This window comes from Pseudoxanthomonas mexicana, assembly GCF_014397415.1.
GTDB classification, from domain to species: Bacteria; Pseudomonadota; Gammaproteobacteria; order Xanthomonadales; family Xanthomonadaceae; genus Pseudoxanthomonas_A; species Pseudoxanthomonas_A mexicana.
Genome location: NZ_CP060731.1, coordinates 2,671,199 through 2,695,841, shown reverse-complemented (window position 1 = coordinate 2,695,841; position 24,643 = coordinate 2,671,199). Strand labels below are relative to the sequence as shown.

The following is a 24,643-nucleotide window of genomic DNA, read 5'->3' as shown; positions in this document are numbered from 1 at the left end:
GGCGCGCGCCTCAGTTGTCGAAGCCCACGCGGTCGACCAGCTCGCTGGCCTTCTTGCGCTGCGCCACGATCTGCGGCAACGGCAGCGGATCGCTGGTCAGCTCGCCGAAGCTGGCCACGACCGGATCCAGTGCCACGCCCGCCTTCACCGGGTACTCGTAGTTGGCCTTGGCGTACAGGCTCTGGGCGTCGTCCGAGACCAGGTATTCGAGCAGCTTCACTGCGTTGTCGCGGTTGGGCGCGAACTTCGCCACCGACGCGCCGCTGATGTTGACGTGGGTGCCGCTGGGCGTGGCCGAGGCGAACACCGGACGCACCACCTGGATCTCATCGCCCCACTGGCGCTGCTCGGAACCCGCCTCGCTGTTCTTCATGCGGCCGACGTAGTACGCGTTGGCGATCCCGATCTCGCAGATGCCGCCGAGGATGTCGCGCGCCACTTCGCGGTCGCCACCGGCGGCCTTGCGCGCCAGGTTGGCCTTTACCCCGCGCAGCCACTGCTCGGTCGCCGCTTCGCCGGCGTGCGCGATCATCGCTGCGATCAGGCTGACGTTGTACGGATGCTGGCCGGAACGGATGCAGACCTTGCCCCTCCATTCCGGCTTGGCCAGGTCTTCGTAGGTGAAGCCTGCCAGCGACAGGTCCTTGCGCGCATACAGCACGCGATCGCGCAGCGACAGCGCGAACCACTGGCCATCGGCCGCACGCAGGTGTGCGGGAATCGCCGCACTAAGCACCTCGGAGGTCACCGGCTGGGTCAGTCCGCCATCGACCAGCTCGATCAGGTTGCCGCTGTCCACGGTCATCAGCACGTCGGCCGGCGAGCGCTCGCCTTCGGCGCGCAGGCGTTCGGGCAGGCCGTCTTTGACGAACACCGTGTTGACCTGGGTGCCGGTTTGCGCGGTGAACGCATCGAGCAACGGTTGTACCAATGAAGGTTCGCGCGTGGTGTACAGGTTGACCTCGCCCGCGGCGGCGGCCACGGGTTTGAGGTCCTCATCGCTTGCCTGCGGTGGCTTACTGCAGGCCGCCAATGCAAAGAGGCAGGCCGCCAGCAGCAGCGGCATCGGCTGCCGCGATACACGCGATGAAGTCTGTTGTGGATGCAGGCGCATGAGGGTTTCCTCGTAATGATGAAAGGTGCTCTGGCGAGGCGGCAGCGCGCTGGAGCGTGGATACGGCCTATCGGCCGCGCGGTCGTCGGGGTCGTTTGACCGGCCGCTTCCCGAGGGGCGGCAACGCGTCCTGCGTGACCCGCTTGCCCTTGGGATCGGGCGTGGCGATATCGCCCATGCCTACCGCGGACAGCTCCTTGAGCATCAGCATCACGGTGGGGGATCGCCGAATCTCACCGGTGGCCATGGCCACTTGATAGTTGGAGGCGGCGATGTAACAGCACAGCGCGCTCACCAACTGCAGCGCGATCACCCAGGCCTTGGCCAGCACCGGCACATCGCCGGCGACGACCAGCCAGATCATGTACAGGCTGCCCGCGCTCATCATCAGCAGCGCGGCACACAGGACAAGGGCCCGTGCCTTGGGCGCCGCCACGTGCGGGCGTCCGAGCTTGGTCGCGATCCGGGCCACGGCCAGCAGGTACACCGGCAGGCCCGACACGGCGATGTGTAGCAGCGAGAGCGAGGTGGCCGTGCGTGCCAGCCAGAGGCCGGCGATCGTCAGCACCCCTGCCAGTAGCGTATCGGCCAGCGAAGGACGCAGTGCGTGCCAGAAACGCTTCAGGGAGGACAGATCCCCTTGCGTGGCCGCGAGCCTGACGTCCCATCCGTGCAGCGCGAGCAAGGTAAGGAAGACCGCCCCGATCACCGATCCCAGCCAGGCCAGCGCGAAGTGCATCCCGCTCCACGGCATGACGAAGACGCAGACCGTGCCCAGGCCCACACCCAGCACGAAGATGGCCGACAGCGCGTAGATCACGTCGCAGTTCCTGACAGGACGCGCACGTACGCCTTCACTGCGGCCACCGCGAGTGCAGATCGTCGATGACATAGCGATGGGCATGTTGCTTTCCGCCCTGCCCCAGATGGGCGTGGCCCTCGGGCAGCTCCTCGTGGCTATGCGTGATCTGCTCGGGATCACTAGAGCCCCACACCCAGCGGGCCAGCACTGCGCTCAGCAAGGCCACCATGGACAAAATCCCCAACGCTGCTGCAAATCCCAGCTTGGCGCCCAGGAAACCTGCGATCGGGTACGCCAGCAGCCAACACACGTGCGAGAGGGAAAACTGTGCGGCGAACAGGAACGGCAGATCCTCTTCGGCGCCGGAACGACGGATGAGCCGGCCGCCGGGCGTCACCAGGCCCGCGTACGACATGCCCAGCAGCAGCCAGATGGCTGCTACGACCGGCCAGGCAGGCTTGCCGCCGACACTGAACCAGTACACGGTGGCCGCGCTCAGCACCAGCGTCATCGCGGTGGCGGCCGAGAGCATGATGCGGCGATCGGCGATGCGATCGAGCAGGCGCGGCAGGCACAGGGCCACCAGCATCGAGCCCACGCCGAAGGCGGCCAGCAGCCAGGCCACCTCACGCTCGCCGCCTTGCAACACTGTGCGCGCGACCACGACCGTGTTGACGAACACCATCGCCCCGCCGGCAGCGGCGCAGAGATTGAGCAGCAGCAAGCCGCGCAGGCGCGGGGTACGCAGGTAGATCTTCATGCCACGCAGGGCCCGATCGTAGGGCCCACCGGCGCTGGTGCTGCGCGTACCGGCAGGAAACGTCGTCCACATCACCAGCAGTGCCGACAGCAGGAAGCCGGCCGAGGTGCCCACGAACAATCCCTGGAACGCGATCACCGTCAGCAGCGCGGCAGCCAGGGCCGGACTGAGCAGGCTCTCCAGGTCGTAAGCCAGACGCGAGAGGGACAGGGCCCGCGTGTACTTGGCCTCGTCGGGCAGGATCTGCGGGATGACCGACTGGAACAGCGGGGTAAAGCACGCCGAGGCCGACTGCAGCACGGCGATCAACACGTAGATCTGCCAGATCTCGGTCACGAACGGCAGTGCCAGGGCGACCAGGGCGCGGATCACATCCAGGCCGATCAGCACGAGCTTGCGACGGTGCGGCGGCACCACCGCACCGGAGACTGGTGAGAGCAGCACGTACACGATCATCTTGATGGCCAGGGCCAGGCCGAGCACCTGCCCGGCCTGATCGCCGGCCAGGTCGTAGGCCAGCAACGCCAGCGCCACGGTCGCCAGGCCGGTGCCCAGCAAGGCGATGACTTGGGCGGCGAAGAGCTTGCGGAAAGTGAGATTGGTCAGGACGTCCAGCATGGGAAGACCTCAGGGGTGATGGCGATCGCGCGATGACGGTTACAGGCTCTGCCGCTGGAAATAGATGCCGAAGTAGGCGCTCACGTCGTAGTCCGGCGCGAAGGGCACGCGCAGGTGGCGCTCGGGCAGCTCCCAGCGATCGCGTATCTGGTAGCCGCGTTCGGCCATCTGTTGCACCAGCGCGGCATCGGACTGGACCCGATACGGACACACCGCCACGCCCAGGTTCTGCAAGGTGAAAAACTCGCGGGTGGCATGCAGCGGCGTGAGGTTGAACAGGACATGGCGCGGCGGCGCGATCAGCCGGTCCAGCAGCTCGGGCAGGCTGTACTCCAGGTACTGCAATGCACCGGTGCTGATCAGGACATCGCACCCATCGGCCGCTTCCGGAATATGGACGAAACGCAACTGGCCTGAGGGATCTCGTCGCGCCGATAACAACCGACCGGCCTGCAACACTTTGTCCAAGTCGTGGACGTTCCAGATCAGGCCGGCCGGATAGTCGATGTAGCGACCAAAGCCGTAGTAGGCCAGGCCTACGTGTCCGCCCAGATCAAAGATGCGTCTGGCCCCATCGGCGATGAGCTGATCGATCCAGTACAGCGCCGGGTAGTCGCAGGCGCGCAGCCGGTTGAGCTGCTGGCGATACATGATCGTGACCTGATCCAGGTCGTAGCTGGCAGGCAATCGCTCCGAGGACAGACGCTCGGCATCGAGCAGCGCATCCTCATAGCTGCCGTAGATGCCGTAGTACAGGTTGCCGTGCTCGTAGGGCTTGGAGAAATAGCGTCGATACATCGGCTTGCCGATGCGCTGGAGCCCGGGCAGCTCCATCACCTCGCGTGCCAGGCGAACCAGAGCGTGCTGGATACGCCCCTGACCTGCGCTGGATTGGGCGGACATACCTCACCTCGACAGAGAAAATGTCCCCAGGCGGTCGGAAGCCGACCGCCCGGGACGGCGAACGATCAGTTGGTCTTCTTGGGTTCGGCGGCGGGCTTCTTGGCGCCCTCGGCCTTGGCCGGCTTCTCCGGCACGCCGCACTTCTGCTTGAGCGCCTTGACCTCGGGGAAAGCCGAGTCGTCGGTGAAGCGCTTGGTGTCCTTCAGATCCTCACAGGTCTTGGGGATTTCCTTCTCTTCGTCGTGCGCGCCCGGATGGGCCAGGGCCGACAGCGAGACCAGCGACATCGCAACCAGGCCGGCAATGGACAGTGAACGAGCTTTCATCTTCAGTTCCTTCGTGATCGGCGCGTGGCCGAGGATGGGTAGGTGTCGCGAGGACCCAGGCTCGCGACGGTGGGTCGCGGCAGTGCCACGACCCGCTTAAGGCGCCTGGCCGCCACGGGGTTACATCACGCGCTTGATCTGGGCGTAGTCGCCGGCCGTACGCAAGGTGATCGTCACCGTGGCCTCGCTGCGGTTACGCCAGAACCAGCCATGGCTGCCGTTGAAGGCCGCTTCCAGCACGCCCTCGTCGGCGGCTACGCCGCGTCCTTTTTCGTAGCTGGTCGATTCGCCGCCGGTACCGCCATCGCCATGGGTATCGAAGTTCACGACACCGCCCTGCGCGGTCCAGGTGAAGTTCGCCTTCTGACCGGCCGTCATCGCCAGCTTGACCTCGGCGCCTTCTCCTGGCGCCAGAACGACCTGCATCTGATCGCGCCATTGCGTGGCGTCCACGGCCGGCGCGGCCGCCGGTGCGGCCGGGCTGGCGGAGGTAGCGGCCGATGAGACCGGCGCGCCTGCTGCGGCCGCGGCCGCATCACGTGCGGCATCGGCGGCGGCTTCTTCGGCCAACTGGCCTTTGATCTCGCCCATCTCGGTCAAGCCGAGCATGCGACCAATGCCGGTCGGATCAATGGCGTACTCGGAAGGCAGCACGACGGTGACCAGCAGCACCACCGCGACGATGAAGGCGATGATGGTCGAGCGCAGCAACTGGCGCGAGGACGGCAGATCGGTGTTGAGAGGCTTGCTGTTGTACATGGTGTGTTCTCGCAATGTCTTGAATTAGGAAACGAAGTAGCCAGTGAGCTGCATGCCGATCAGGATGAAACCGGCGCACATCATCGCGACGTTGGCGGTATAGGCGTGCTTCCAGAAGCCGCGCGAGCGGCGCCAGTAGCCCATCACGATCAGGATTGCGCCCAGGGCCAGCAGCTGGCCGATTTCCACGCCCACGTTGAAGGCCAGCAGGTTGGGCACCAGGCCATCGGGGGAGATGTCGTACTCGATGATCTTGGTCGACAGGCCAAAGCCGTGGAACAGACCGAAGATCAACGTGGCCGCCTTGGTGTTGGGCTGGAAACCCAGCCAGCGTTGATAGGCGCCCATGTTGTCCAGCGCCTTGTAGACCACCGACAGGCCGATGATCGCGTCGATCAGGAAGCTGTTGATGCCCACGTTGAAATACACGCCCAACAGCATCGTGGTGGAGTGACCCACCGCGAACAGCGTGACGTACAACGCGATCTGCTTCATGCGGTACAGGAAGAAGATCACGCCCAGCAGGAACAGGATGTGGTCGTACCCGGTGGCCATGTGCTTGGCGCCCAGGTAGGCAAACGACAGCAGGTGCACCCCGCTGATTTCCTGGATGTAGCCCTTATCGCCTTCGGCTACGGCATGGGCCAAGGCGCCATTGGCGGTGAACAACAACAGCAGCAGGCCTGCCAACAGAACCAGCGTGCGCGTGGTGGAAGCGGAGATCATGCCGCCCCATCCGGAGGGTTTGTAGAGAAGTGAGTTCATTCGCATCTATAGGTATGTGGAAGGGATCAGGAGGGGGTGGAGCGCACGCGCGCCCCACCCCACTGGATTACGGGGCGCTCGGAACGTGCTCGACTTTCGGCGGCGCCTCGGCGCGCGGCTCTTCCTTGCGATGGACCATGCGGTACAACGCCGGCAGGACCAGCAAGGTGAGCAAGGTGGAGGAGATGATGCCGCCGATGACCACCGTGGCCAGCGGACGTTGCACCTCGGCACCGGTGCCCACGTTGAGCGCCATCGGCACGAAGCCCAGGCTGGCCACCAGTGCGGTCATCAACACCGGCCGCAAGCGCGTCAACGCACCCTCGACCACCGCCTCGTGCAAGGACTTGCCGTCCTCGCGCAACTTGCGGATGAAGGTGATCATCACCAGGCCGTTGAGCACCGCCACACCGGACAGGGCGATAAAGCCCACGCCTGCCGAGATGGAGAACGGAATCCCGCGCAGCACCAATGCCAGCACGCCACCGGTCAACGCCAGCGGTACACCGCTGAAGACGATGGCCGAGTCCTTGCCCGATCCGAAGGCCATGAACAGCAGGCCAAAGATCATGACCAGCACCACCGGAACCACGACCGTCAAACGCTCGCTGGCCGAGATCAACTGCTCGAAGGTGCCGCCGTACTCGATCCAGTAGCCGTCCGGCAGTTCCACCTCGCTGGCCACCTTGCCGCGCAGCTCCTCGACAAAGGAACCCAGATCGCGACCGCGCACGTTGGAAGTGATCACCACGCGCCGCTTGCCGTTCTCGCGACTGACCTGGTTAGGTCCCAGCTCGATGGCGATCTTGGCCACCGCCCCCAGCGGAACCGAAGACGGCAACGCCATGCCTTGGGTGCTGGCATCGCGTTGTGCCGGCACCATGATCGGCAGTGCGGCGAGCACCTTCAGATCCTGACGCTTGCCTTCGGGCAGTCGCACGACGATGTCAAAACGTCGATCACCCTGGAACAGCTGGCCTGCGTTGGCACCGCCCAGGGCGGCGGCCACCGTGTCCTGGATGTCGGCCACCGCCAAGCCGTAGCGCGCCAAGGCGGCACGGTCCGGATCGATGACCAACAACGGCAGACCGGTGACCTGCTCCAGCTTCACGTCGGCATTGCCTTCGATCCGACTGGCCACGTCCTCGACCTGGGAGCCCAGGGCTTCCAGTTGCTCCATGTCATCGCCGAAGACCTTGATCGCCACTTCCGCACGCACGCCGGCGATGAGCTCGTTCATGCGCATCTGCACCGGCTGGGTGAACTCGTAGTTGTTGCCGGGAATGGCGCGAACGGCCTTCTCCAACTCGGCCACCAGTTCGGCCTTCGGCTTGCGCGGATTGGGCCACTCATCCCGATCCTTGAGCATGATGAAGGTGTCGGCCACCGAGGGCGGCATCGGATCGGTGGCCACCTCGGCCGTACCGAGCTTGGCCACGACCTTGTCGACCTCCGGGAAGGCCTTGATGACCGTCTCCAGCTGCTCCTGCATGCTGATGGCCTGGGTCAGGCTGGTGCCGGGAATGCGCAGGGCGTGCAAGGCGATATCGCCCTCGTCCAGGTTCGGAATGAACTCCGTACCCAGTCGCGTGGCCAACACCCCACACAGCACCACCAACACCGCCGCCGCCGAGACCACCGCCACCCGCATGGCCAACGCCTTTTCCAGCAATGGGCCGTACAGGCGCGACATGCCGCGCATGATCTTGGTTTCCTTCTCCTCGACCTTGCCGGTGACGAACTGGGCCACCGCGGCCGGAACGAAGGTCAGCGACAAGGCCATCGCTGCGGTCAACGCCATCACCACGGTGATCGCCATCGGGTGGAACGTCTTACCTTCCACACCGGTCAGGGCGAAGATCGGCAGGTACACCGCCGCGATGATGAACAAGCCGAACAGGCTGGGCTTGATCACTTCGGCACTGGCCACGGCGGCCAGATCGAACCGCTCCTCGCGGGTGAGCAGACGGCCCAACTGATGCTGCCGCTCGCCGAAGCGACGCAGGCAGTTCTCCACGATGATCACCGCACCGTCCACGATCAGACCGAAGTCCAGTGCACCCAGGCTCATCAGGTTGGCCGAGACCCGGTTCTGCACCATGCCGGTGATGGTCAGCAGCATCGCCACCGGAATGACCGCCGCAGTAATCAGCGCCGCGCGGATATTGCCCAGCAGCAGGAACAGCACCGCGATGACCAGCAGCGCGCCCTCCAGCAGGTTCTTCTGCACGGTGGCGATACTGCGATCGACCAGGTTGGTGCGATCGTAGATCGCCTTGGCGGTCACGCCCTTGGGCAGGCCGGCTTCGATCTGCTTGAGCTTCTCGCCGGCGCGCTGGGCCACTTCGCGGCTGTTCTCGCCTACCAGCATGAACACCGTACCCAGCACGACCTCGTGGCCGTCCTTGGTCGCCGCACCGGTGCGCAGTTCCGAGCCGATATGCACATCGGCCACGTCCTGCACCTTGAGCGGCAATCCTTCGCGGGTCGCCACCACCACCTGACGCAGGCCGGCCTCATCGCCGATCTGACCGGGGATGCGGATCAGGTTCTGCTCACCGCCGCGCTCGATGTAGCCGGCGCCGGTGCTGGCGTTGTTGCGCTCCACCGCCGTGAGCAGGTCATCGATACTCAGATCGAAGGCCAGCAACTTGGCAGGGTCAGGCGTGATGTGGAACTGCTGGACATTGCCACCGATGGTGTTGACCTCGGTGACGCCTTTCAGATTACGCAGCTGCGGGCGGATCACCCAGTCCTGCAACGTACGCAGATCGGTCGATGTCCACGCGGTGCCATCGGGCTTCTTGGCGCCGGCATCGGCCTCGACCGTGTACATGAAGATCTCACCCAGACCGGTGGCGACCGGACCGAGCGTGGGCTTCACGTCAGCGGGTAATTGCGAGGCGGCTTGTTGGAGCCGTTCGCTGACCTGCTGTCGGGCGAAGTAGATGTTGGTGCCGTCTTCGAACACCACCGTGACCTGGGACAGGCCATAGCGGGAGATCGAGCGGGTGTACTGCATGCCGGCCATGCCGGCCAAGGCGGTCTCAACGGGAAACGTGACCCGTTGCTCGGCTTCCAGCGGTGAGTAGCCGGGCGCCTCGCTGTTGACCTGGACCTGCACATTGGTGATGTCAGGCACGGCGTCGATGGGCAGACGCCCATAGTTCCAGACGCCTAGCGCACTGACGGCTAACACCAACAGCAGGACCAGCCAGCGATGCGCGATCGCGGCTCTTATGACGCGTTCTAGCATTGTCCTGTCCTCAGTGGTCGTGGCTGGCGCCAGACTTGTCGACGTCGGCCTTGATCAGGAAGCTCTGCTCACTGACGTAGGGCGTATTGGGTTTCAGACCCTCAAGCACTTCGACAAACTCACCATCGCGCGCGCCCAGTTCGAGCATGCGCACCTCGTAGGTCTCCCCTACCTGGGCAAAGACCACGGTGAAATCGCGAAAGCGTTGAAGGCCCGACTCTTTGACCGCCAGCGGGACCTCGCGCGAGGCCACGGTCACCTCGGCCGAGACCGCCATGCCCGGGCGCCAGCGCCCTTCGGCATTGGGCAGGGTCACGCGTGCCACCACCGTCTGACCGGAGGCCAGCGGCAGCAGCGTCTCGATCGTGCCTTCGGCACTGGTACCGCCGGTGGCCGAGGACACCTTGACCGCCTGGCCGGGCATGATCTTCTCTGCATCCGGGCCGATGGCCCGCAGATCCACCCACACATCCGACATGTTGGCAATCTCTACCAGCGTGTTGGTATCGGCCACATCGCCCACGTTGGTCGGGCGCTGCAGCACGATGCCATCGAAGGGGGCGGTGACCGCGTAGGTGCGCATGCTGTCGTTGCCCTCGACCGTGACTAGCGTCTGGCCACGCTTGACGCGATCGCCTTGCTGGACCTGAACCGAGCGCACGATGCCGGGGAAGCGTGCCTTGACCTGCGCGCGCCGGTTGTCATCCACGGCCACGTTGCCCATCACCTGGATGGTCTCGCGGATCACAGCCGGCCCGGCGTTCTCGGCCACCACACCGCCGGCTTTGGCGGCCTGGGCCGGGATCGTCGTGCGGCCTTCATAGGAATCGTAGGTCCAGGTATGCGTCTTGCCGGCGTACTGGGCTTTGACTTCCACATCGAAGGAATGCGGCTCGGTCACCTGGCCGCTGCCGGTCAGGTACTGGCCTTCCGGCTTGAAGGTAAACACGTTGGTTTCCCCGTCCAGTCGCTTGAGCGTGACGGTGGGAACCACTTCGCTGGCATTGACCGGCTTGCCGTCCTTGTAGGCATACAGACGGAACTGCGGCGGGACGTTGGTTTCGAAGATGGTGACTTCGATGGCGAAATCCCCATCGCGCAGCATGCGGCCGCGATTGGGGCCACGCTCGTAGTCGCCGCTGGCCGGGGCCGCTTCAGCGGCGGCTTCGCCGGCCTGGGATGCCGGTTCACCGCCGCACGCCACCAACAGCAAAGGCAACAGCAAGAGAGTGAGATGACGACTCATGGAAGGGTGTCCTGGGTGGTTGCGGTGAGCCGATCGAGCTCCACCAGCAAGGTGTGGTAGCGCGCATAGGCCTCGACGAGGCGCTCGCGCAGTTCAAAGAGCGTGGTCTGCGCCTGGGAGAGCGAGAGGAACGAGAACCGCCCTGCTTCGAAGCCGCGCCGGGTGAAGGCCAGGGCTTGCTCGGCTTTGGGCACCACGCGTCCGCGCAAGGACTCCACTTCGGTGCGGGCGTGGCCCAGTTCCTGGTACTTCTCGAAGACCAGCTGATGGCGCTCGAACTGCTCGGCCTTGCGGCGTGCTTCGATGGCCGCCAGTTGCGCGTCGGCCTCGGCGATGGAGTACCCCGCCCGCGTGCGGCTGCCCAACGGCACGGACACCGACATCACCAGACCTTGATCGCTGGGCCCTTCCAGGCGACGCACGCCGACGTTGAAGTTCAGATCGGGTTTGCGCGCGGCCTCGGCGATCCGACGCCGTGCTTCGGCCAGACGGGCCTCACGCGAGAAGGCTTGCTGATCGATCGTGTTGGGCAAGCGCGCCAGCAGCGTGTCCAGCGGTTCGACCTCGGGCAGATCGGTCAGATCGGCCGCCACCGTGTCAAAGTCCGGGATCGAGTCGCCCCAGCTCGCGGCCAAGGTGGTGCGTGCGCTGCTGAGCTCGTGCTCGGCATGCTCACGATCCAACTCGGCGTTGGCCACGACGATTTCTGCCGCACGCAGATCCGATTCGGGATTGCGCGCGGCCGAGACCCAGCCGGCTACCTCGCGACGCGTGCGCTCGGCCTGGCGAACGCGTTCGTTGGCAAAGTCCAGGCGTTGCTGATCCACGGCCACTTCGATGAAGCGCGCCGCGGTGCGACTGGCCAGTTCGATCCGCGTGGCATCGGCCGCGGTTTGTTGCTGATCGATCTCCGCCGCACCCAGGGCCTGGCGTGCGGCGCGCTTGCCGCCCAACTCGATCAAACGGCCGACACGGAGCGTGCTTTCGGCCGAGTTCACCCCGCTGAGCGAACCGGTACCGCCCAAGTTCTCCAGTTCGCCGGTGACGAAGTACTGCGGAGCCAAGCCCTCGCGCTGGGCGCGGGCACGGACGGCATCGAGTTGGGCTGCTTCGGCCGCCAGGGCCGGATTTGCACCTAAGGCGCGGGAAACCGCCTCCTGCAGGCGCAGAGGTTCAGTGGCGTGTGCCCATGGCACGACACCACAGGCTCCGGCCAAGGCCAGAACCCATGCATAACGCAAGTTCACGGAATATCTCCGATTGGTTGATGGACAGACGTACTCAGGCCGCGCTAACGGCGGCCGGCCCTGTCATCAGGCAATCGGAGGTCTAAACGGCGATGAGAGTCGCTGGGGCAGCGAGGAGACCGGCGTCCACTGCAGACGCGGGGAGGCTGCCACCACGACGGGCGGTAAGCGGAAGCTGGTGAGCAGGCCGGAGGAAGAACCCGAATCGGCCTGGTGCATCAGCAGGTGCGTGCCCGAGGCGTGGTCCTGATCGTGATCGGCATCGTGGCCATCGCCGGGATGGCCATGGCCGTGCTCGCTGGCGACTTCGGCCGCGTGCGCGGCGCCGTGGATTTCACCGACGAAATTCAGCGCCGGCCGCACGAGAACGCCCAGCACCAGCAGCAACAGCATGCTGATGTGCAGGACACTCTGGGCGCGGGCGGAGAACCGGATCACTGCATTAGCCTACGGGGTCAAGGACGGGCCTGTCCAGCACAGACGTTCGGGAAAGCACCACCCACCAACGGTCTGCGATCAACGGGCATAACGGGTCAGCAAGTCCATGATGGCGCCGGCTTCTTTGGCCCGCTCGGCCTCGGTTTCGGCGGCCACCACATGCTCGCTCAGATGACCGGCGAGCACTTCCATCATCAACGCATGCATGGCGCCCTTGGCCGCGGCGATCTGGATCAGCAGATCGCCACAGTCGCCCTCGGCTTCCAGTGCACGCTCCAGCGCCGCGACCTGGCCGCCGATGCGGCGAACGCGGGTGAGCAGCTTCTTCTTGTCGCGGTGGGTATGCGCCATGGACGCGATCATATACCCTTAGGGGGTATCCAGCAACCCGCCCTGCCCCGTCATGAACCTCGATGCTTTGGCCGCTACGCGGCGCCATTCCCACGCCTTCGACCAAGGCAATCCACTGGCCGAGCGCAACACCCGCCGGGCCATGATCCTGACCTTGATCATGATGGTCGTGGAGATCACCGGAGGCTGGTGGTACAACTCGATGGCCGTGCTGGCCGACGGCTGGCACATGAGCTCCCACGCGTTGGCCCTGGGCCTGTCGGTGTTTGCCTACGCCTGCGCGCGCCGCTTCGCACAGGACCGTCGCTTTGCCTTCGGCACCTGGAAGATCGAAATCCTGGGCGGTTACACCAGCGCCATCCTGCTGCTCGGTGTAGCCGGTCTGATGGCGTTCCAATCCATCGAACGCCTGTTCCGCCCCAGCACCATCCACTACGAACAGGCCATTGCAATCGCCCTCGTGGGCCTGGCGGTCAACCTGCTGTGCGCCTGGTGGCTGCGGGATCATCATGATCACGGGCATGGTCACAGTCACGGCCACGACGATCATCATCACCATGAGCATCAAGCTGATCACGGACACAGCGCGCATCACGATCTGAACCAGCGCTCGGCCTACCTGCATGTCATCGCCGATGCAGCGACCTCGGTGTTGGCGATCATCGCGCTGCTGGGCGGCATGTACTTCGGCGCGGCCTGGCTGGATCCGGTGATGGGCCTGGTCGGCGCGGCCTTGGTCTCGGTCTGGGCCTGGGGCCTGATTCGGCAGACCAGCAAGGTCTTGCTCGATGCGCAGATGGATGCCCCGGTAGTGGAGGAAATTCGCGAAGCCATCGAACAAGGCCCGGTGCCGGCACGGATCAGCGATCTGCATGTCTGGCAGGTGGGACGTGGCAAGTTCGCCTGTGTGGCCGAAGTGGTGACCGAGGCGGCCGTGCATCCGGATCACTTCAAGAACGCCTTGGCCATTCACCAGGAGATCGTGCACGTCACCATCGAGGCGCGGACCGCGCTCAGTGAAACGCCGCGATGAGCCGCCCCTCCCCTTGCACGGACATCTGCCAGTTCGATCGGAAGACCGACGTATGCGTGGGCTGCTTTCGCACCACCGAGGAGATCCGCAGTTGGCGCAAGTACACCGAGCACAAGCGACGCAGCATCCTGTCGGACGTGCCACGGCGGCGAGCCAAGATCCAGGCCCGTCGCGGCCAAGGGGCATGACGCTGCGCGAGCGCAGCGATGGCTACAGCACCTGCAGGGTAATCAGCGTCAGCACGAGGTAACGGCCCACCTTGGCCAGCGTCACCAGCAGCAGGAAGCGCCAGAGCGGCTCTTTCATGACCCCGGCGGCCAAGGTCAGCGGATCGCCAATGATCGGCACCCAGCTCAGCAGCAACGACCAGCTGCCATAGCGTTGGTAGTGGCGCTGGGCGCGCTCCAGGGCTTGGCCCGATACCGGGAACCAGCGATGGGTGCGAAAGCGCAGCAGTTGCCCGCCCAACCACCAGTTCACCACCGAGCCGAGCACATTGCCGGCGCTGGCGACAAGCAGTAATGCCCACACCGGATAGCCGGCGACCAGCAGACTCACCAGCACGGCTTCGGACTGTGCCGGCACCAGCGTGGCGGCCAGGAACGCAGCCAGAAACAAGCCCAAGTAGATCATCAGGTCAACAATCGATGGGCCTGGGAATACACTCTCTGTTGACTGACAGCATAGCTCACGATCAGTAGCGCCCGAGAGTGGCACGTTCTGACTTGTTGTAGGAGTTCTCTCAGCTACGAGTGCGGTGTTGTCCGACTTGAACGTGACAACCGATGCAGGTGAGTCTGGCTTTGCCCAGCGCAGCACCGTTTCGGTCGCTCAGTTGCGTCATGCACCCCGTGAGCACCGGTGACGGGTACTGATGTGTTGTCGCAGTTGTCTGCTTGCGATCTGAATTCACGCATTTATGTTGCAATGAGCTTGCCAGAGCGCCTCTCTTCGCTCTAACAGTTCTACTCCTGCGCGGGCCGCAAGCTACCGCCTACTGGCACATTCGCGGCTAAGCAGGCGCTAGATGGCGATCATGCGTTCATGTAGGTGTCTGGCCTACCACACATCACTAACATCAGCGAACTAGCGTGCTGTGTGCTGGACAGGCGACGGGCTCCAGCAACTACTTCCAACGTCGCATGGAGGAACTAACGATGAGCCGATTCATTACGGTACTAGTTGGTCTACTCGCCGTCTTGGCCTCTAGTACGTCATTACACGCACAGAATGCCAGTGTCGAACCCACGCATGTCAACGGCGTCACACAACAGCAGGAGATGCTGCAACAGGATGTGGCCTTGCAATTGGCCCCGATCAAATCGCGTCGGGATCTCGAGCAACATCTACGCAACTCGGGAAGCGCTTCGCCGCTGGCCGCGCTTTCGGAATCGGGCAAGCGCCGCTTCATCGCTAGTCTGAAGTTCAGTGACAGCGGCATCACGAGCTTCAGTTACGGCGACCTGCAGGCTGAACTCAACGCCTCGCAGATTTATCAGGTGATGAGCCTGTTTGGTGCCCAGCACACCGTGGCCATGATGCGGAATGTGCGCATCCAGAACACAGTCGATGAGCAGATCATGCGCCCATTGGGCGGCCCGCCCGGTCCCGTGTGCCCATCTCAGCCTTGTGACTACGAAGGCTACGAGTGCGCCAAGAAAGCGACCTGTTCCTACAACATCAACACGATCTGCATGAGAAATTGCTAGTCTGTCGGCTACCGGATGCTCAGGAAGATCCATGCACAGGATCCAGCGGCAGTTCTGCGCCCTGCTACTCATCGGCATCGGTGCCTTGAGCGCTTGGCCGGCCCATACGCTGGCTGGCCAAACGCTTGATGGGCGCTACGACCGTTTCATGGAGGTCCACGAGCAGACGCGCGGGCAGTCCACGGCCGAGCGTGCGACGGCGATGTCGGTCGCCTTCGACAACGGCTTCGCCGCCGCGCTGGCGCGTGATCCGGCCAGCATGGATAGCCAGGATCTGGCGACCCTCTTCAATTCGGCCAACATCGCTCACGCTTACTCGATCCAGGCCACGCACCTGCAGGCGATGCAGCGCGCCTTTGGTGAACTCCAGGCGCGGGGTTTGGTCGAGCAGCGCAGCTTCTCGGATATGCACGCGGCCCTTATGGCCTCGCGTCAGTTTGAGCAGGCCTCGGCTCTGGAGAAAGAATTTCCCCAGTGGGATGTCGAGACTGCGCCGACACTGGCGGCCGCATCGAACTCGGGAAAGACCGCGCTTGCAGTGCCGGCATCGGGCACCACCGTCACGCGCACCCCATTGGATGTGGATCGGGGCGCTCGGGTGGTCGTCATCTCCCACCCGCTCTGCCACTTTTCGCGCAATGCCATGGCCGCCATTGAGGCGGACCCAGCCCTGTCCAAGGCCATGGCCCGCTCGCTATGGCTGGCCCCGGTGGACCGAAAGCTCAACCTGCAGATTCTTCAGCAATGGAACCGCGAACATCCCGAGCACCCCATGGTCATCGCTTTCGATCGGGCGGAGTGGCCTGACTTCGATTCGTGGTCAACACCCACGTTCTATTTCCTCCAGGATGGAAAATTGGTATCGACTGTTGAGGGGTGGCCTAGCGAAGGCAACCGGGACCAGTTGCTCAGGGCGGCCGCGCGCGTGGGGCTGTAGGAACTGTCTGCTGACAGCTTTGCGTGGGCACCCAAGCGTCCCTTTCCGGCAACGTGCTCGGGGTACGAGACAGCGCGGTGCTGATACGTAGCAACGCCAGGGACGCACTGCGGGGAACCGGTAGCGGCTTCATCAGCGAAGAAACCCCTCCAACCGCATGAGCGTGAACGGCATCCGAGCACGACCCTCTGCCGGCGGCTCGACGTCGACGCCATACAGGGGCCCTCCCGCGAAGTTTTCCCGTGGCGCTGCTTCCTCCTCGCACTGCCTGCGCAGGCGCGTGGCGTAAGCGGCAAAGCCGTCGCAGGGCACATCCATCCAGCGCCATTGCATCTCGTAGCGCACCAGCGTTGATGAGACTGAGCGCAGGGTACTGAACTGAAGGTCCTCCACAGACATGGCGCACACACGATGCAGTGCCCGCACTCTCAGCTGATCATCGAGATGCCTGAGATCGGTGTGCAGCATGCGCTGCGCCACGTGCAGGCAGTAGTGCAGATGGCTCTTCAAGGCTTTGTAGAGGATCAACAGGCGATGGCGCCTGATGGGCGCATCGTCAGATGGCGGCTGCCTGAGATAGCGTTCCAGTTGTCGGCAATTTGAGAGCCTCCACAGCCAGAAGCCAGCAGCCACCGGGCAACATCCAAGGATATCCTGCGCATTCCGGATACTGAGGCCGAAGTCAGGCCCAAACATCCGAAGAGGGGAATCCAGACACTGCCCGTGCGATCTGCCTTTGGCCTTGACGAACCAACGAACGATGCAGGACATCGCCAACTGGAACTCTGCCATGCTGCAAGCTTCTATCAGACCTCCGGGATGGGCGGCCCGATCGTCTGCGGTTCTGAACTTGACCGACTCCGTTTTCAGTTCCACCTTCGGAATGTGCAGGCGTTTGAGCGCGGGATGGACGCCTGCCTGTGCACAAACGCTATCCAGGCGCAAATGACTCATATTGGCGCATGATCCGGAAGATGAAGGTCTCAGTACCGAGTCGACATGCGGCCCTATGATCTTGCGCACTTTCAGCACCGAGCTTCTCACAGCTCGCACAGCCGTCTGGACGGCCTGGCGCTGGGTCTCCGGGCGCGGCATACCGAAGACATGGCCAGCTGTCAGTGGAGCACTGCAACGAGGACAACAGAACGCTTCCGTACGCCGAGCGTAGGAAAGGGTCAGATGACCGAAACAATGTCCGCACGTACTATGCAGCGGCTCCATGTGTAGCGGACATTTGTGGACCGCCAGGTCCTGGTGAATTCTTAGATGCACCCCGTCGGCCAAGCAGTGATCACACACGCGAAGGCTGCGACTTCTCCACGCGATCGGCGTGTCCACCTTCTCCGTGAGTACCCATTCGGCTATCCCGTCAGCGAACGGCAGACCTCCTACGTCCGGCGCCATGTGATGGTCCCGAATGGTGGACAACCACTTTTCGGTAGGACCCAGTACAAGGCCTTCAACGTGGCTGCGCCCGAGAATGGTCGACAGATAGCGGAGTGGCGGCATGGCTTGGAACCAGGCGATCTTGCTGATCACCGAGTACAACGACTCCTCGGGAAGCAAGCAGTCATCGCGCCACGGGACGATACGCTTGCTTGTCACGACAGGGTCTCCTTTGCCGCCTCTTCCAGCAGCCCCAGATCCAGTTCCATATCCGCGCTGTCCAGGTCCTTGTGTAACAGGCATATCTGGGCCAGATATGACGAAATGGCTTCCATGGGTATGCCGCGCTGGACTTCGGAAGCGCTGCGCTGGGCTGTGAATGCCTGCCATAGCACCTGAGCTTTGGCTTGCAAGCGCAAGCCGTTTTCGTAGGCGCGCGGGAACAAGAACATCGTGTAGCTCCAACCGCTCCCCTCGGGATACTCGGATTTGATGTCCATCGCCTCGCACAACGTGGCCAGGTCCTCGACGGTACGGCACCCCTTGAACTCGACCACGCGCTTGAAGAAGCGCTCCAACAAGTCCTGCCGACCCGCCGCCTTAAGTTCATCGATGCGGGTGAGTAGCTGTTTCTGTCCCATCAACACCACGGTGACCTTTACCTGCTTTAGGATCACCTTGTTGATTACCCCTTTGAGCCAGTTGAGCTCTCTGATGTGCAGCTCTTGCGCTTCATCGATCAGCATGTACAAGTGCATGTCCACTCCGGCAAGGGCCAAAAGAGCACGCGTCAGCTGGTCACGCTTTCCCGCCAGGCTTCGCGCGATGGGCGCGGCGATCGCCATCTGTAGCAGGATGTCTTCCAGCAACCGGCCTTCCGCAGAGGATTCCTCCCGCATGGCTTCATAGCGAAGCACCCCACTGCCGGGATGCTCCTGTCGAATGAAGTTCTCGATAGCCGTCAGACAGCTGGACTTTCCGGTAACCGGATCAGCCCAGGACGCATAGGAGAAGCGCGTCTTCCTGGCCCCTTCAATGACCGCCCAAACGGCATTCTGTACCGATGTCGACGGCAGCACCGCTGCCTCACAGATGATCGGATGCACGGCCCATAGTCGCTCACGCTCAACGATCAACTCCTCTATCACCGCTGCCCCCTGTTGAAGGCCCTCAGCTGCGGCATGACAAAGCGCCGCTCTTCTTTGCCATCCCTTGCTGGCTCCTTCTTGGCGTTCTCAATGGCCGCGGTGACGGCCGCCTGCGCAACTGAGTTGGCGCTTTGTTGGCGTGAATGTTCGTTCTCGGCGTGCGCGGTCAGTGTCTTGATCTGGTCAGCCGACAGCGGCGTGTCTTTTGCAGCGTCGTGCGCAATCTGCGCCAAGTGCGCTGCGATTGGATCTTCGTCGTAGCCAATACGCAGCTGTCCGTCGCGGATGAGCTTGTTGGTGATGATGCGTTGACTTAGCGTATGAGGGGGATGCCGCCACCTCCCCGTCACCGTGGCCGTGCCCAGGGATTCCCCTTTCAGGGTAAACAAGCGCATGTACCGCGCATCGTGACGGTTCATGTGGACCATGACCCACTGACCGATCAAGTCCCAACGCTCAGACAGCACCTCTCCCGCGTAGGATTCCTCCTGGAGGTAGAGGTGCGCTCGCACGCCGGTCTGCTCACTGCCCTTGACCTTGAGCCGAGTCACGCTGACATCCAGGCTGGGCAGGTGATCCAGGGGCGGTGGAAGCATGGGGAAGATCAGACCCTGCTCGGTGTCGTTGACCCAGCCTTGCAACTGCTCAATGCGCCGCACGCCGTACGCACCGCTGGAGCGTTTGCGGTTGTGGAACCGGACGCTGCGATAGATCAACGCAATGGCAGCGGCCTCGGTCATCTGCGGTTCCCGGGCCGGCGGCGCCTCGATCCGGATGGGATCCTGCGGGCCCGAGCCGGTCGTCTCATCGAGTCTGTGGAAACCCAGGCGTTCCAGATCACTGAAAAGCCCTTCGACGTTGGGTCGCCGCTCCGGGCGTCGCACAGGACCAAAGTTGATGTCGCATCCCAAAAGGGCCCGCGCGCGGCCTTGGATCTCTTCGGCAAGATGGGACAAGGCGTTGTCGACCAGAAGTTGATTCAAGCCGCACCATTCGAATGGCACGCCCAGATCGATTGGCATTGCAGGCTCGTTCGCTTCCCCCTCCGCAGACGCATCAACCAGCACCCCACCCCCAGTGCACGCGTGATGCAACACCTCAAGAATGTCATCGCCCCGAGCCTGGGATCGAAAGATGATCTTTAGTCCGACCACCAAACCGATCAAGCGATCGACCATGGCAATCAGGCTCAGTCGAGGGCTCTTGACCCAGCGTTTCCCACCGGGAGTCTCAAAGGCGATCCAGCCCTTGAAATGGCACAGGTGCTCGTCCAGTTCGACCACGTCGAGGAACTGACTTGCACGCAGGCGAGAGAATGTGCCGGTGCCACTGTGCGATTTCGTCTTGGCCTTCTGGCCGTACTGTGTCGCCACGATGGCATCGTAGTTCGCAGCCAAGTAGAGGCGGATGTATTCGCTGATCGCGCCCCTGCCGAGCTTGTCGGTATTCAAGGGCCACTGGTTCTCAGGGATTCCCTGCTCTCGGCAGTGAGCAATGAACCACTTGTGGGCAATACCGGGGCGAACCTTGTTCTCGTGCGCCACTTGGCGGGTTGCGGTCTTGAAAAGGTACTTCTTGAAAGCAGCTTCGATTTTCGGATGCTGATTCATAAACAAGGCGCATGCACCGGTGAGCCCAGATTTTCCGTTTCTCCCGCTGGGCGCCAGCGGTTTGACGCGCGCCGGCGCGCCGATTCGAACGCCTGGCACAAGTCCCAGCCATCCGACCAAGCGGCCATCCGGCCGTCGTGTGATACAGCGATTGAACGCACGAATGAGCGCCTCACGGGAGTAGCCCTCGTCGTCCTGAATCTCCTGGACCTTGTCTCCCTCCATGTACCGTATCAGTGCCTTCTTGAGCGCCGTGAAGCGCGCAACCGCCTCATCATCCAGCGCGCTCAGGCTGACCTCGGGCCATTCGTCGTACTTCAGCAGGTCAACGGGTGCGTTGCTTCGGGTGTACCGGTTCATGCTGGCCTCCGCGCCCACACCCGGGTATGCAACGACCATAGGCGTTGGTCGACGTCGCCCTCCAGCTGTCGTTGGCGAAGAAGAATGCCCACGACGCCAAGAACCAGCGCAGGAGGGTGTCCGATCAGGGCCGAGAGAATGTCTGCCACCGACATCTTGCTGCCTTTGCTCAGCAGCGTGATCATCTGGCGTTCCAACGCGTCGGTGGGATGAGCGCTCACGCGGCGAATGGCCGGCGCAATGCGCCGCCAGTTGTCTATCCGCATAACGTTGGCGTCCAGGTCCGGAATGCTCAGGTAGAGATCCGATGGCGCCAACATTTCTGGGGGTGGCGGCTGCGTCCCTCCCCAGAAAACACGTCCTTTGACTCCGGAGCGCACGACATCTGCGAAGTGCTCGGGCTGCTCGGATGCGCTCAGACGCTTGGCTTTTCGCTCTTCGTCAGGTGCTCTCCGCAAAGGGCCGTAGTCGATCTCTTCCAGCGTCGGATCACCCTCCAACAGATAGACAAGCTCCATCTTTGGATCGGAGTTGACGATGATGTCTTGCTGTTGCAGAGGTGGACGGATGATCCACAGGTTGTAGGGACTCTGCCCTCGCCTGCGAACCGCGTCCGCGATGGCGCTTCGCCCCTTTTGCGCGGGCGATTTTGACGTCTTCATACCTTTCCTTATCTAGGGATTAGGGAAAGGCAGGCGTAAAACGGAGGGCATCGTCCGGCGCAGCAGAGCCTGTTGACACAGGAAAACCCGCGCGCTAGAGTCAAGTCGTCAATCGTTGTGCCAATCCGCTTCAGAAAAAACCCGGCCCGCCAGCCGGTTTTTTTTTGCCTGCCGAATGGAATACATTTCGATCAGCTCATCGCCTTGCCTCCGTTGCGCGCAATTGACGGATGCTAGGACAGAGCTCGGGTAGCTGTCAGAGATGGATTGAGCCGCAATCCATTCCCTCGTTGGTCAGAGAGTCTTATGGCCCAGAAGAAGCAGTCGTATTCGGACACCATCGGCCCCCTGCTTTGGGTGCGATTCCTCTTGCACCGGTTCTCCTGCGAACTGGGTGCGCTCAACGCGCAGCTGGCACTGCAGGTCGTCGAAACAGAGGGGACCTTCGTTTTCGGCGTGACGCCGAACCCGGACCCGTCGATTCCCGACATGTTTAGGCGAACCTATGAGCTCGGCAAGAATCCTGACGGCGCCTACTTCAACGAGCCCGATGGTTCAGGGCAGAAGTTCAATCTTTTTCAGCGCGTAGTGGCGCGTGTACCTGAGTCCCAGCCCTGGCTGCTGAGTGAGGCAGATGCGTACTTCAGCGGTGAGCCAACCATCGATCAAAGTGCACAGAACGTTGCCGCGATGCTGCAAGCACGGTCGATGGCCCTATTGAGTCCCGAGAGCGTCCACGCCTGGCGTGAGCACGATCCAGAGGGGCTGGCCACCGCGGAGCGCCTCTCACTGGATGGGTTGGCCGTCGATGCTACCCCCGAAGCCCTGACGCTCTTACTGGGCCTGCTTCATATGGCGGTCTGGCACTTCTTGCCGGACCGCCGCGATGAGACCTCGGATGCGGGGCTGATTGAAACGCTCGAAGAGTGCTGCCGACGGTCAGCCGCTTCGATTGGCCAACTGGAATGGGTAAGGCATAGCGAAGGGGGCGCTGACGTGGCAAACAGCCTGCACAGCGCGGTAGAAAGTGCCCTGCTTTGGCTAAAGCGCGTCGGACACCGTAGTCACAGTGGACGCGAAATGTTGCGAAGATTCCCGACGAGGATCGTCCTTGTCCACGATACCGTGGAGAATAAGCAACGCATGCGTGCACTGAGTCTTCGCTCTTCGATCTACGGTTTTGAGCCCATGCTGGATCCTGAGGACTACGCCACCCTGTCCTCTGACTGGGCCGGCGTGAAGAACGGGCTCCAGGCGGAGGCCGCCGCGGCCGCATTTGGCATGAGGCCTGGCTGACACTCAGTTGATCGACCAATGCAGCGGCGACGCGTACTGCCGCACATCCACGAGGAAGGCTTCGACGAGGTCCTATCAACCCTGCAGCCCTCGCAGCGGTCAGCCGTCGATGTGTCCCACTAACGGCGGGTGACGATGCTCATCGCCCTGCACGGCCCCCTTCCACAGGCAGGCTCAGGACCATGGGGTCGGCGGCCGTGCGTGCAGCGCGCTTGGGGAATGTCTCAAATATGCCGGCAAGCCCAGAATATGTAACAGTTTTACCGATCTCAAAAATCGGGAGAGCTGTGACATTTCGGATCGGGATCGCTCTAAGTCATTGTTATTTATGAGGCGCGCTTGTCACGGGTTTACTGATCCCGCCAGTTGGTTCCTGAAAGGCCCTGCCCGTGCCGATACCCCCTCCAAAGGATCCTTGGAGGCTTTCGTATGATGGACCGCCCGCCATGCTGGCAAGACGGCAAGAAGCAGAATCCCTGCGCCTTGGCGCACTACGAGCGCGTTGTGCATGGTCACACCGATCTGCGCGCGGACTGGCTCGGTTGGAAGCAGCGCGGCCGATACCTGGTCGCGCCGGACGGCCAGCGGATCAGCCCGGAACGCATGCGCGGAATCATGTGGCGGCTTGATGCTGAGGCCCGCCTAGACGCTGCCAGGGCCCGGAACGCCAAGCGCAAGGTTTCGCAGGGACCGGTCAAGGTCGTTGTCGTGGAACTGGCCGACTGGCACGCGCGCCACTTCGGCAGCCGCGCCGGGTAAAAAGCCCGCTCTTTCCAGTCGCTTCCACTGTAGGGGCTCGCGCCCCTACTTTCGCTATTGGCTAAGAACTCCATTCTTATGAAGCCGACGAAATAGATCTTCGTAGGCACTGAGCGCCTCATAGTGATCTTTCTGAATCAACGCACCATAGTCGCAAAGCGCGGCATACCTCTCTCTTCTCACCCTTTCGTCCGACTCTAGTCCGGTAGCCGCCGCCAGTTCCTCCGCGCGCTCAAGCTCAGCCAGCATGTGATTGTTCATCCTAAAGGTGTCGACAAGCCCTTTTGCCAATACGTAGGTGCGGACTAGGGACCGCCTCAGATCGTGATCCTTAATCTTACCAACCAGATGGGCGTTCCCATTGAACACGGTGAAGTAGTCATTGTTAACCGGGAAAAATAGCGCAAATGGCGTATTTGGCTGCAGCGCTTCCACCTGAGGCGCGACGTGCCGCCGATAGCGTTCAAAAACAACTTCCAGCTCGTCGTGGATTGCATGCAGAAGCGATCGAACCAATCCAGCTTCGTTCTCAGCGGCACTGGATTTCGCAAACGTTTCGGTGCGATTGATCGCATAAATGGTGAATCCCCCCGTGATCAACCCACCGGCAAGTGCGCCGATCAAGCCGGACATCAGTGACTCAACGCTCATCCTCTTTCTCCGAAATGGAATTTACTTGCAGGCGTTCCAGACGAGATTGTCCCAATAGCGCGAGGCCTCAAAGGTCCGACTGACTCCCATAGCTTCGTACGCTTTATCGCGTGCGCGCTTCGCGTCAGCACAAGCGTTTGCATTGGAAGAGGTGACGGCGGTCCCAACAGGCCCTCCGCCGGCGGAAATATCCCGCGCTCTTGCCCGCATGTGCCGACGATCCGCCGCAATCTTGCGATCAGCCGCTTGGCGCTTGTAATAGTCGTCCCACGTCGTGGTAGACGGCTGGGTGTCCCAGCGCTTCTCGGCGTCCGGGCACGGGTCAGACTGATAGACCGGCTGCCCTTTGGCATCCCGACACTTGTAGACAGATTGAGCCCCAGCACTGACCGCAAGCCCGGCCAGCAGCACTCCAAAAATCCATTTCATTGCGCACCCCTACGCTGCTGGGCGCGAATATACCTTCAAATCGACCGGCCTAGAGCCCTGTAGTCAGCCCCGTGTAGG

General features: G+C 62.8%; 25 protein-coding genes. 6 read left to right on the top strand and 19 right to left on the bottom strand.

The annotated features are described in order from the left end of the window. Positions 1-10: 10 nt before the first annotated feature. The 12 genes from IAE60_RS12635 to IAE60_RS12580 form a co-directional block, all read right to left on the bottom strand. Complete coding sequence (locus IAE60_RS12635) at positions 11-1,114, bottom strand: Fe(3+) ABC transporter substrate-binding protein (protein WP_222937122.1); 1,104 nt, start codon at positions 1,112-1,114, stop codon at positions 11-13. 67 nt (positions 1,115-1,181) lie between these two features. Then, positions 1,182-1,934, bottom strand: coding sequence for a hypothetical protein (locus tag IAE60_RS12630; protein WP_187572516.1), 753 nt, complete (start codon positions 1,932-1,934; stop codon positions 1,182-1,184). A gap of 34 nt (positions 1,935-1,968) precedes the next feature. Further along, positions 1,969-3,294: an MFS transporter gene (locus IAE60_RS12625; protein WP_187572514.1), complete on the bottom strand. Its 1,326-nt coding sequence runs from the start codon at positions 3,292-3,294 to the stop codon at positions 1,969-1,971. Positions 3,295-3,333: 39 nt separating this feature from the next. Beyond that, positions 3,334-4,197: a methyltransferase, TIGR04325 family gene (locus IAE60_RS12620; RefSeq protein WP_187572513.1), complete on the bottom strand. Its 864-nt coding sequence runs from the start codon at positions 4,195-4,197 to the stop codon at positions 3,334-3,336. A 65-nt stretch (positions 4,198-4,262) separates the two neighbouring features. Next, on the bottom strand, positions 4,263-4,523 hold the full coding sequence (locus IAE60_RS12615; protein ID WP_187572512.1) for a hypothetical protein: 261 nt from the start codon (positions 4,521-4,523) through the stop codon (positions 4,263-4,265). Between the two features lie 120 nt (positions 4,524-4,643). Further along, positions 4,644-5,282, bottom strand: a complete 639-nt coding sequence (locus tag IAE60_RS12610) for a transmembrane anchor protein (RefSeq protein ID WP_187572511.1) — start codon at positions 5,280-5,282, stop codon at positions 4,644-4,646. Between the two features lie 24 nt (positions 5,283-5,306). After that, positions 5,307-6,008 (bottom strand): HupE/UreJ family protein, encoded by a 702-nt coding sequence (locus IAE60_RS12605; RefSeq protein WP_056881673.1) that lies wholly within the window; start codon positions 6,006-6,008, stop codon positions 5,307-5,309. Positions 6,009-6,114: 106 nt separating this feature from the next. After that, positions 6,115-9,303 (bottom strand): efflux RND transporter permease subunit, encoded by a 3,189-nt coding sequence (locus tag IAE60_RS12600; protein ID WP_187572510.1) that lies wholly within the window; start codon positions 9,301-9,303, stop codon positions 6,115-6,117. Positions 9,304-9,313: 10 nt separating this feature from the next. After that, positions 9,314-10,549: an efflux RND transporter periplasmic adaptor subunit gene (locus IAE60_RS12595; protein ID WP_187572509.1), complete on the bottom strand. Its 1,236-nt coding sequence runs from the start codon at positions 10,547-10,549 to the stop codon at positions 9,314-9,316. Beyond that, on the bottom strand, positions 10,546-11,796 hold the full coding sequence (locus IAE60_RS12590; protein WP_187572508.1) for a TolC family protein: 1,251 nt from the start codon (positions 11,794-11,796) through the stop codon (positions 10,546-10,548). Before IAE60_RS12590 ends, IAE60_RS12595 begins: the two co-directional genes overlap by 4 nt. 66 nt (positions 11,797-11,862) lie before the next feature. Further along, the gene (locus IAE60_RS12585) at positions 11,863-12,189 is read right to left on the bottom strand and encodes a hypothetical protein (RefSeq protein ID WP_187572507.1); all 327 of its coding nucleotides are present in this window, start codon (positions 12,187-12,189) and stop codon (positions 11,863-11,865) included. 123 nt (positions 12,190-12,312) lie between these two features. After that, positions 12,313-12,585, bottom strand: a complete 273-nt coding sequence (locus IAE60_RS12580; protein ID WP_187572506.1) for a metal/formaldehyde-sensitive transcriptional repressor — start codon at positions 12,583-12,585, stop codon at positions 12,313-12,315. A gap of 52 nt (positions 12,586-12,637) precedes the next feature. Here IAE60_RS12580 and dmeF point away from each other — a divergent pair, with 52 nt between their 5' ends. Beyond that, on the top strand, positions 12,638-13,618 hold the full coding sequence (dmeF, locus tag IAE60_RS12575; protein ID WP_187572505.1) for a CDF family Co(II)/Ni(II) efflux transporter DmeF: 981 nt from the start codon (positions 12,638-12,640) through the stop codon (positions 13,616-13,618). Continuing rightward, complete coding sequence (locus tag IAE60_RS12570) at positions 13,615-13,806, top strand: DUF1289 domain-containing protein (protein ID WP_187572504.1); 192 nt, start codon at positions 13,615-13,617, stop codon at positions 13,804-13,806. The genes dmeF and IAE60_RS12570 overlap by 4 nt, the downstream gene beginning before the upstream one ends. A 22-nt stretch (positions 13,807-13,828) precedes the next feature. Here IAE60_RS12570 and IAE60_RS12565 read toward each other — a convergent pair whose 3' ends face one another. Further along, the gene (locus tag IAE60_RS12565) at positions 13,829-14,251 is read right to left on the bottom strand and encodes a YqaA family protein (protein WP_187572503.1); all 423 of its coding nucleotides are present in this window, start codon (positions 14,249-14,251) and stop codon (positions 13,829-13,831) included. Positions 14,252-14,775: 524 nt separating this feature from the next. On the opposite strand from IAE60_RS12565, the gene IAE60_RS12560 reads away from it, so the two are divergent. Together IAE60_RS12560 and IAE60_RS12555 are read left to right on the top strand one after the other, a co-directional pair. Then, positions 14,776-15,327 carry a hypothetical protein gene (locus IAE60_RS12560; protein WP_187572502.1) on the top strand — a complete coding sequence of 184 codons (552 nt, stop codon included), beginning with the start codon at positions 14,776-14,778 and terminating at the stop codon, positions 15,325-15,327. A 31-nt stretch (positions 15,328-15,358) separates the two neighbouring features. Then, entirely contained in the window at positions 15,359-16,264 is a 906-nt protein-coding gene (locus IAE60_RS12555; RefSeq protein WP_187572501.1) for a hypothetical protein, read from the top strand. Positions 16,265-16,396: 132 nt separating this feature from the next. Here IAE60_RS12555 and IAE60_RS12550 read toward each other — a convergent pair whose 3' ends face one another. The 4 genes from IAE60_RS12550 to IAE60_RS12535 are packed head-to-tail and all read right to left on the bottom strand — an operon-like array spanning position 16,397 to position 21,430. Further along, entirely contained in the window at positions 16,397-17,869 is a 1,473-nt protein-coding gene (locus tag IAE60_RS12550; protein ID WP_187572500.1) for a hypothetical protein, read from the bottom strand. After that, on the bottom strand, positions 17,866-18,756 hold the full coding sequence (locus tag IAE60_RS12545) for an ATP-binding protein (RefSeq protein ID WP_187572499.1): 891 nt from the start codon (positions 18,754-18,756) through the stop codon (positions 17,866-17,868). Before IAE60_RS12545 ends, IAE60_RS12550 begins: the two co-directional genes overlap by 4 nt. 38 nt (positions 18,757-18,794) lie before the next feature. Next, the gene (locus IAE60_RS12540) at positions 18,795-20,768 is read right to left on the bottom strand and encodes a hypothetical protein (RefSeq protein ID WP_187572498.1); all 1,974 of its coding nucleotides are present in this window, start codon (positions 20,766-20,768) and stop codon (positions 18,795-18,797) included. Beyond that, positions 20,765-21,430: a hypothetical protein gene (locus tag IAE60_RS12535; protein WP_187572497.1), complete on the bottom strand. Its 666-nt coding sequence runs from the start codon at positions 21,428-21,430 to the stop codon at positions 20,765-20,767. Before IAE60_RS12535 ends, IAE60_RS12540 begins: the two co-directional genes overlap by 4 nt. A 306-nt stretch (positions 21,431-21,736) precedes the next feature. On the opposite strand from IAE60_RS12535, the gene IAE60_RS12530 reads away from it, so the two are divergent. Then, entirely contained in the window at positions 21,737-22,726 is a 990-nt protein-coding gene (locus tag IAE60_RS12530; RefSeq protein ID WP_187572496.1) for a hypothetical protein, read from the top strand. A gap of 429 nt (positions 22,727-23,155) precedes the next feature. Further along, complete coding sequence (locus IAE60_RS12525; RefSeq protein WP_187572495.1) at positions 23,156-23,485, top strand: DUF3653 domain-containing protein; 330 nt, start codon at positions 23,156-23,158, stop codon at positions 23,483-23,485. 54 nt (positions 23,486-23,539) lie between these two features. Here the strand turns inward: IAE60_RS12525 and IAE60_RS12520 are convergent, their stop codons facing one another. Together IAE60_RS12520 and IAE60_RS12515 are read right to left on the bottom strand one after the other, a co-directional pair. Further along, entirely contained in the window at positions 23,540-24,118 is a 579-nt protein-coding gene (locus IAE60_RS12520; protein ID WP_187572494.1) for a hypothetical protein, read from the bottom strand. Between the two features lie 39 nt (positions 24,119-24,157). After that, positions 24,158-24,565 (bottom strand): DUF4124 domain-containing protein, encoded by a 408-nt coding sequence (locus tag IAE60_RS12515; protein WP_187572493.1) that lies wholly within the window; start codon positions 24,563-24,565, stop codon positions 24,158-24,160. Positions 24,566-24,643 lie beyond the last annotated feature (78 nt).

Bases quoted from the DNA above. Each gene is read 5' to 3' on its own strand.
- IAE60_RS12635 (WP_222937122.1), bottom strand. From the start codon at position 1,114: ATGCGCCTGCATCCACAACAGACTTCATCGCGTGTATCGCGGCAGCCG.
- IAE60_RS12600 (WP_187572510.1), bottom strand. From the start codon at position 9,303: ATGCTAGAACGCGTCATAAGAGCCGCGATCGCGCATCGCTGGCTGGTC.
- IAE60_RS12525 (WP_187572495.1), top strand. From the start codon at position 23,156: ATGATGGACCGCCCGCCATGCTGGCAAGACGGCAAGAAGCAGAATCCC.
- IAE60_RS12520 (WP_187572494.1), bottom strand. From the start codon at position 24,118: ATGTCCGGCTTGATCGGCGCACTTGCCGGTGGGTTGATCACGGGGGGA.
- IAE60_RS12610 (WP_187572511.1), bottom strand. From the start codon at position 5,282: ATGTACAACAGCAAGCCTCTCAACACCGATCTGCCGTCCTCGCGCCAG.
- IAE60_RS12595 (WP_187572509.1), bottom strand. From the start codon at position 10,549: ATGAGTCGTCATCTCACTCTCTTGCTGTTGCCTTTGCTGTTGGTGGCG.
- IAE60_RS12565 (WP_187572503.1), bottom strand. From the start codon at position 14,251: ATGATCTACTTGGGCTTGTTTCTGGCTGCGTTCCTGGCCGCCACGCTG.
- IAE60_RS12560 (WP_187572502.1), top strand. From the start codon at position 14,776: ATGAGCCGATTCATTACGGTACTAGTTGGTCTACTCGCCGTCTTGGCC.
- IAE60_RS12615 (WP_187572512.1), bottom strand. From the start codon at position 4,523: ATGAAAGCTCGTTCACTGTCCATTGCCGGCCTGGTTGCGATGTCGCTG.
- IAE60_RS12625 (WP_187572514.1), bottom strand. From the start codon at position 3,294: ATGCTGGACGTCCTGACCAATCTCACTTTCCGCAAGCTCTTCGCCGCC.
- IAE60_RS12535 (WP_187572497.1), bottom strand. From the start codon at position 21,430: ATGAAGACGTCAAAATCGCCCGCGCAAAAGGGGCGAAGCGCCATCGCG.
- IAE60_RS12605 (WP_056881673.1), bottom strand. From the start codon at position 6,008: ATGATCTCCGCTTCCACCACGCGCACGCTGGTTCTGTTGGCAGGCCTG.
- IAE60_RS12540 (WP_187572498.1), bottom strand. From the start codon at position 20,768: ATGAACCGGTACACCCGAAGCAACGCACCCGTTGACCTGCTGAAGTAC.
- IAE60_RS12530 (WP_187572496.1), top strand. From the start codon at position 21,737: ATGGCCCAGAAGAAGCAGTCGTATTCGGACACCATCGGCCCCCTGCTT.
- IAE60_RS12555 (WP_187572501.1), top strand. From the start codon at position 15,359: ATGCACAGGATCCAGCGGCAGTTCTGCGCCCTGCTACTCATCGGCATC.
- IAE60_RS12515 (WP_187572493.1), bottom strand. From the start codon at position 24,565: ATGAAATGGATTTTTGGAGTGCTGCTGGCCGGGCTTGCGGTCAGTGCT.
- IAE60_RS12570 (WP_187572504.1), top strand. From the start codon at position 13,615: ATGAGCCGCCCCTCCCCTTGCACGGACATCTGCCAGTTCGATCGGAAG.
- IAE60_RS12620 (WP_187572513.1), bottom strand. From the start codon at position 4,197: ATGTCCGCCCAATCCAGCGCAGGTCAGGGGCGTATCCAGCACGCTCTG.
- IAE60_RS12580 (WP_187572506.1), bottom strand. From the start codon at position 12,585: ATGGCGCATACCCACCGCGACAAGAAGAAGCTGCTCACCCGCGTTCGC.
- dmeF (WP_187572505.1), top strand. From the start codon at position 12,638: ATGAACCTCGATGCTTTGGCCGCTACGCGGCGCCATTCCCACGCCTTC.
- IAE60_RS12585 (WP_187572507.1), bottom strand. From the start codon at position 12,189: ATGCTGTTGCTGCTGGTGCTGGGCGTTCTCGTGCGGCCGGCGCTGAAT.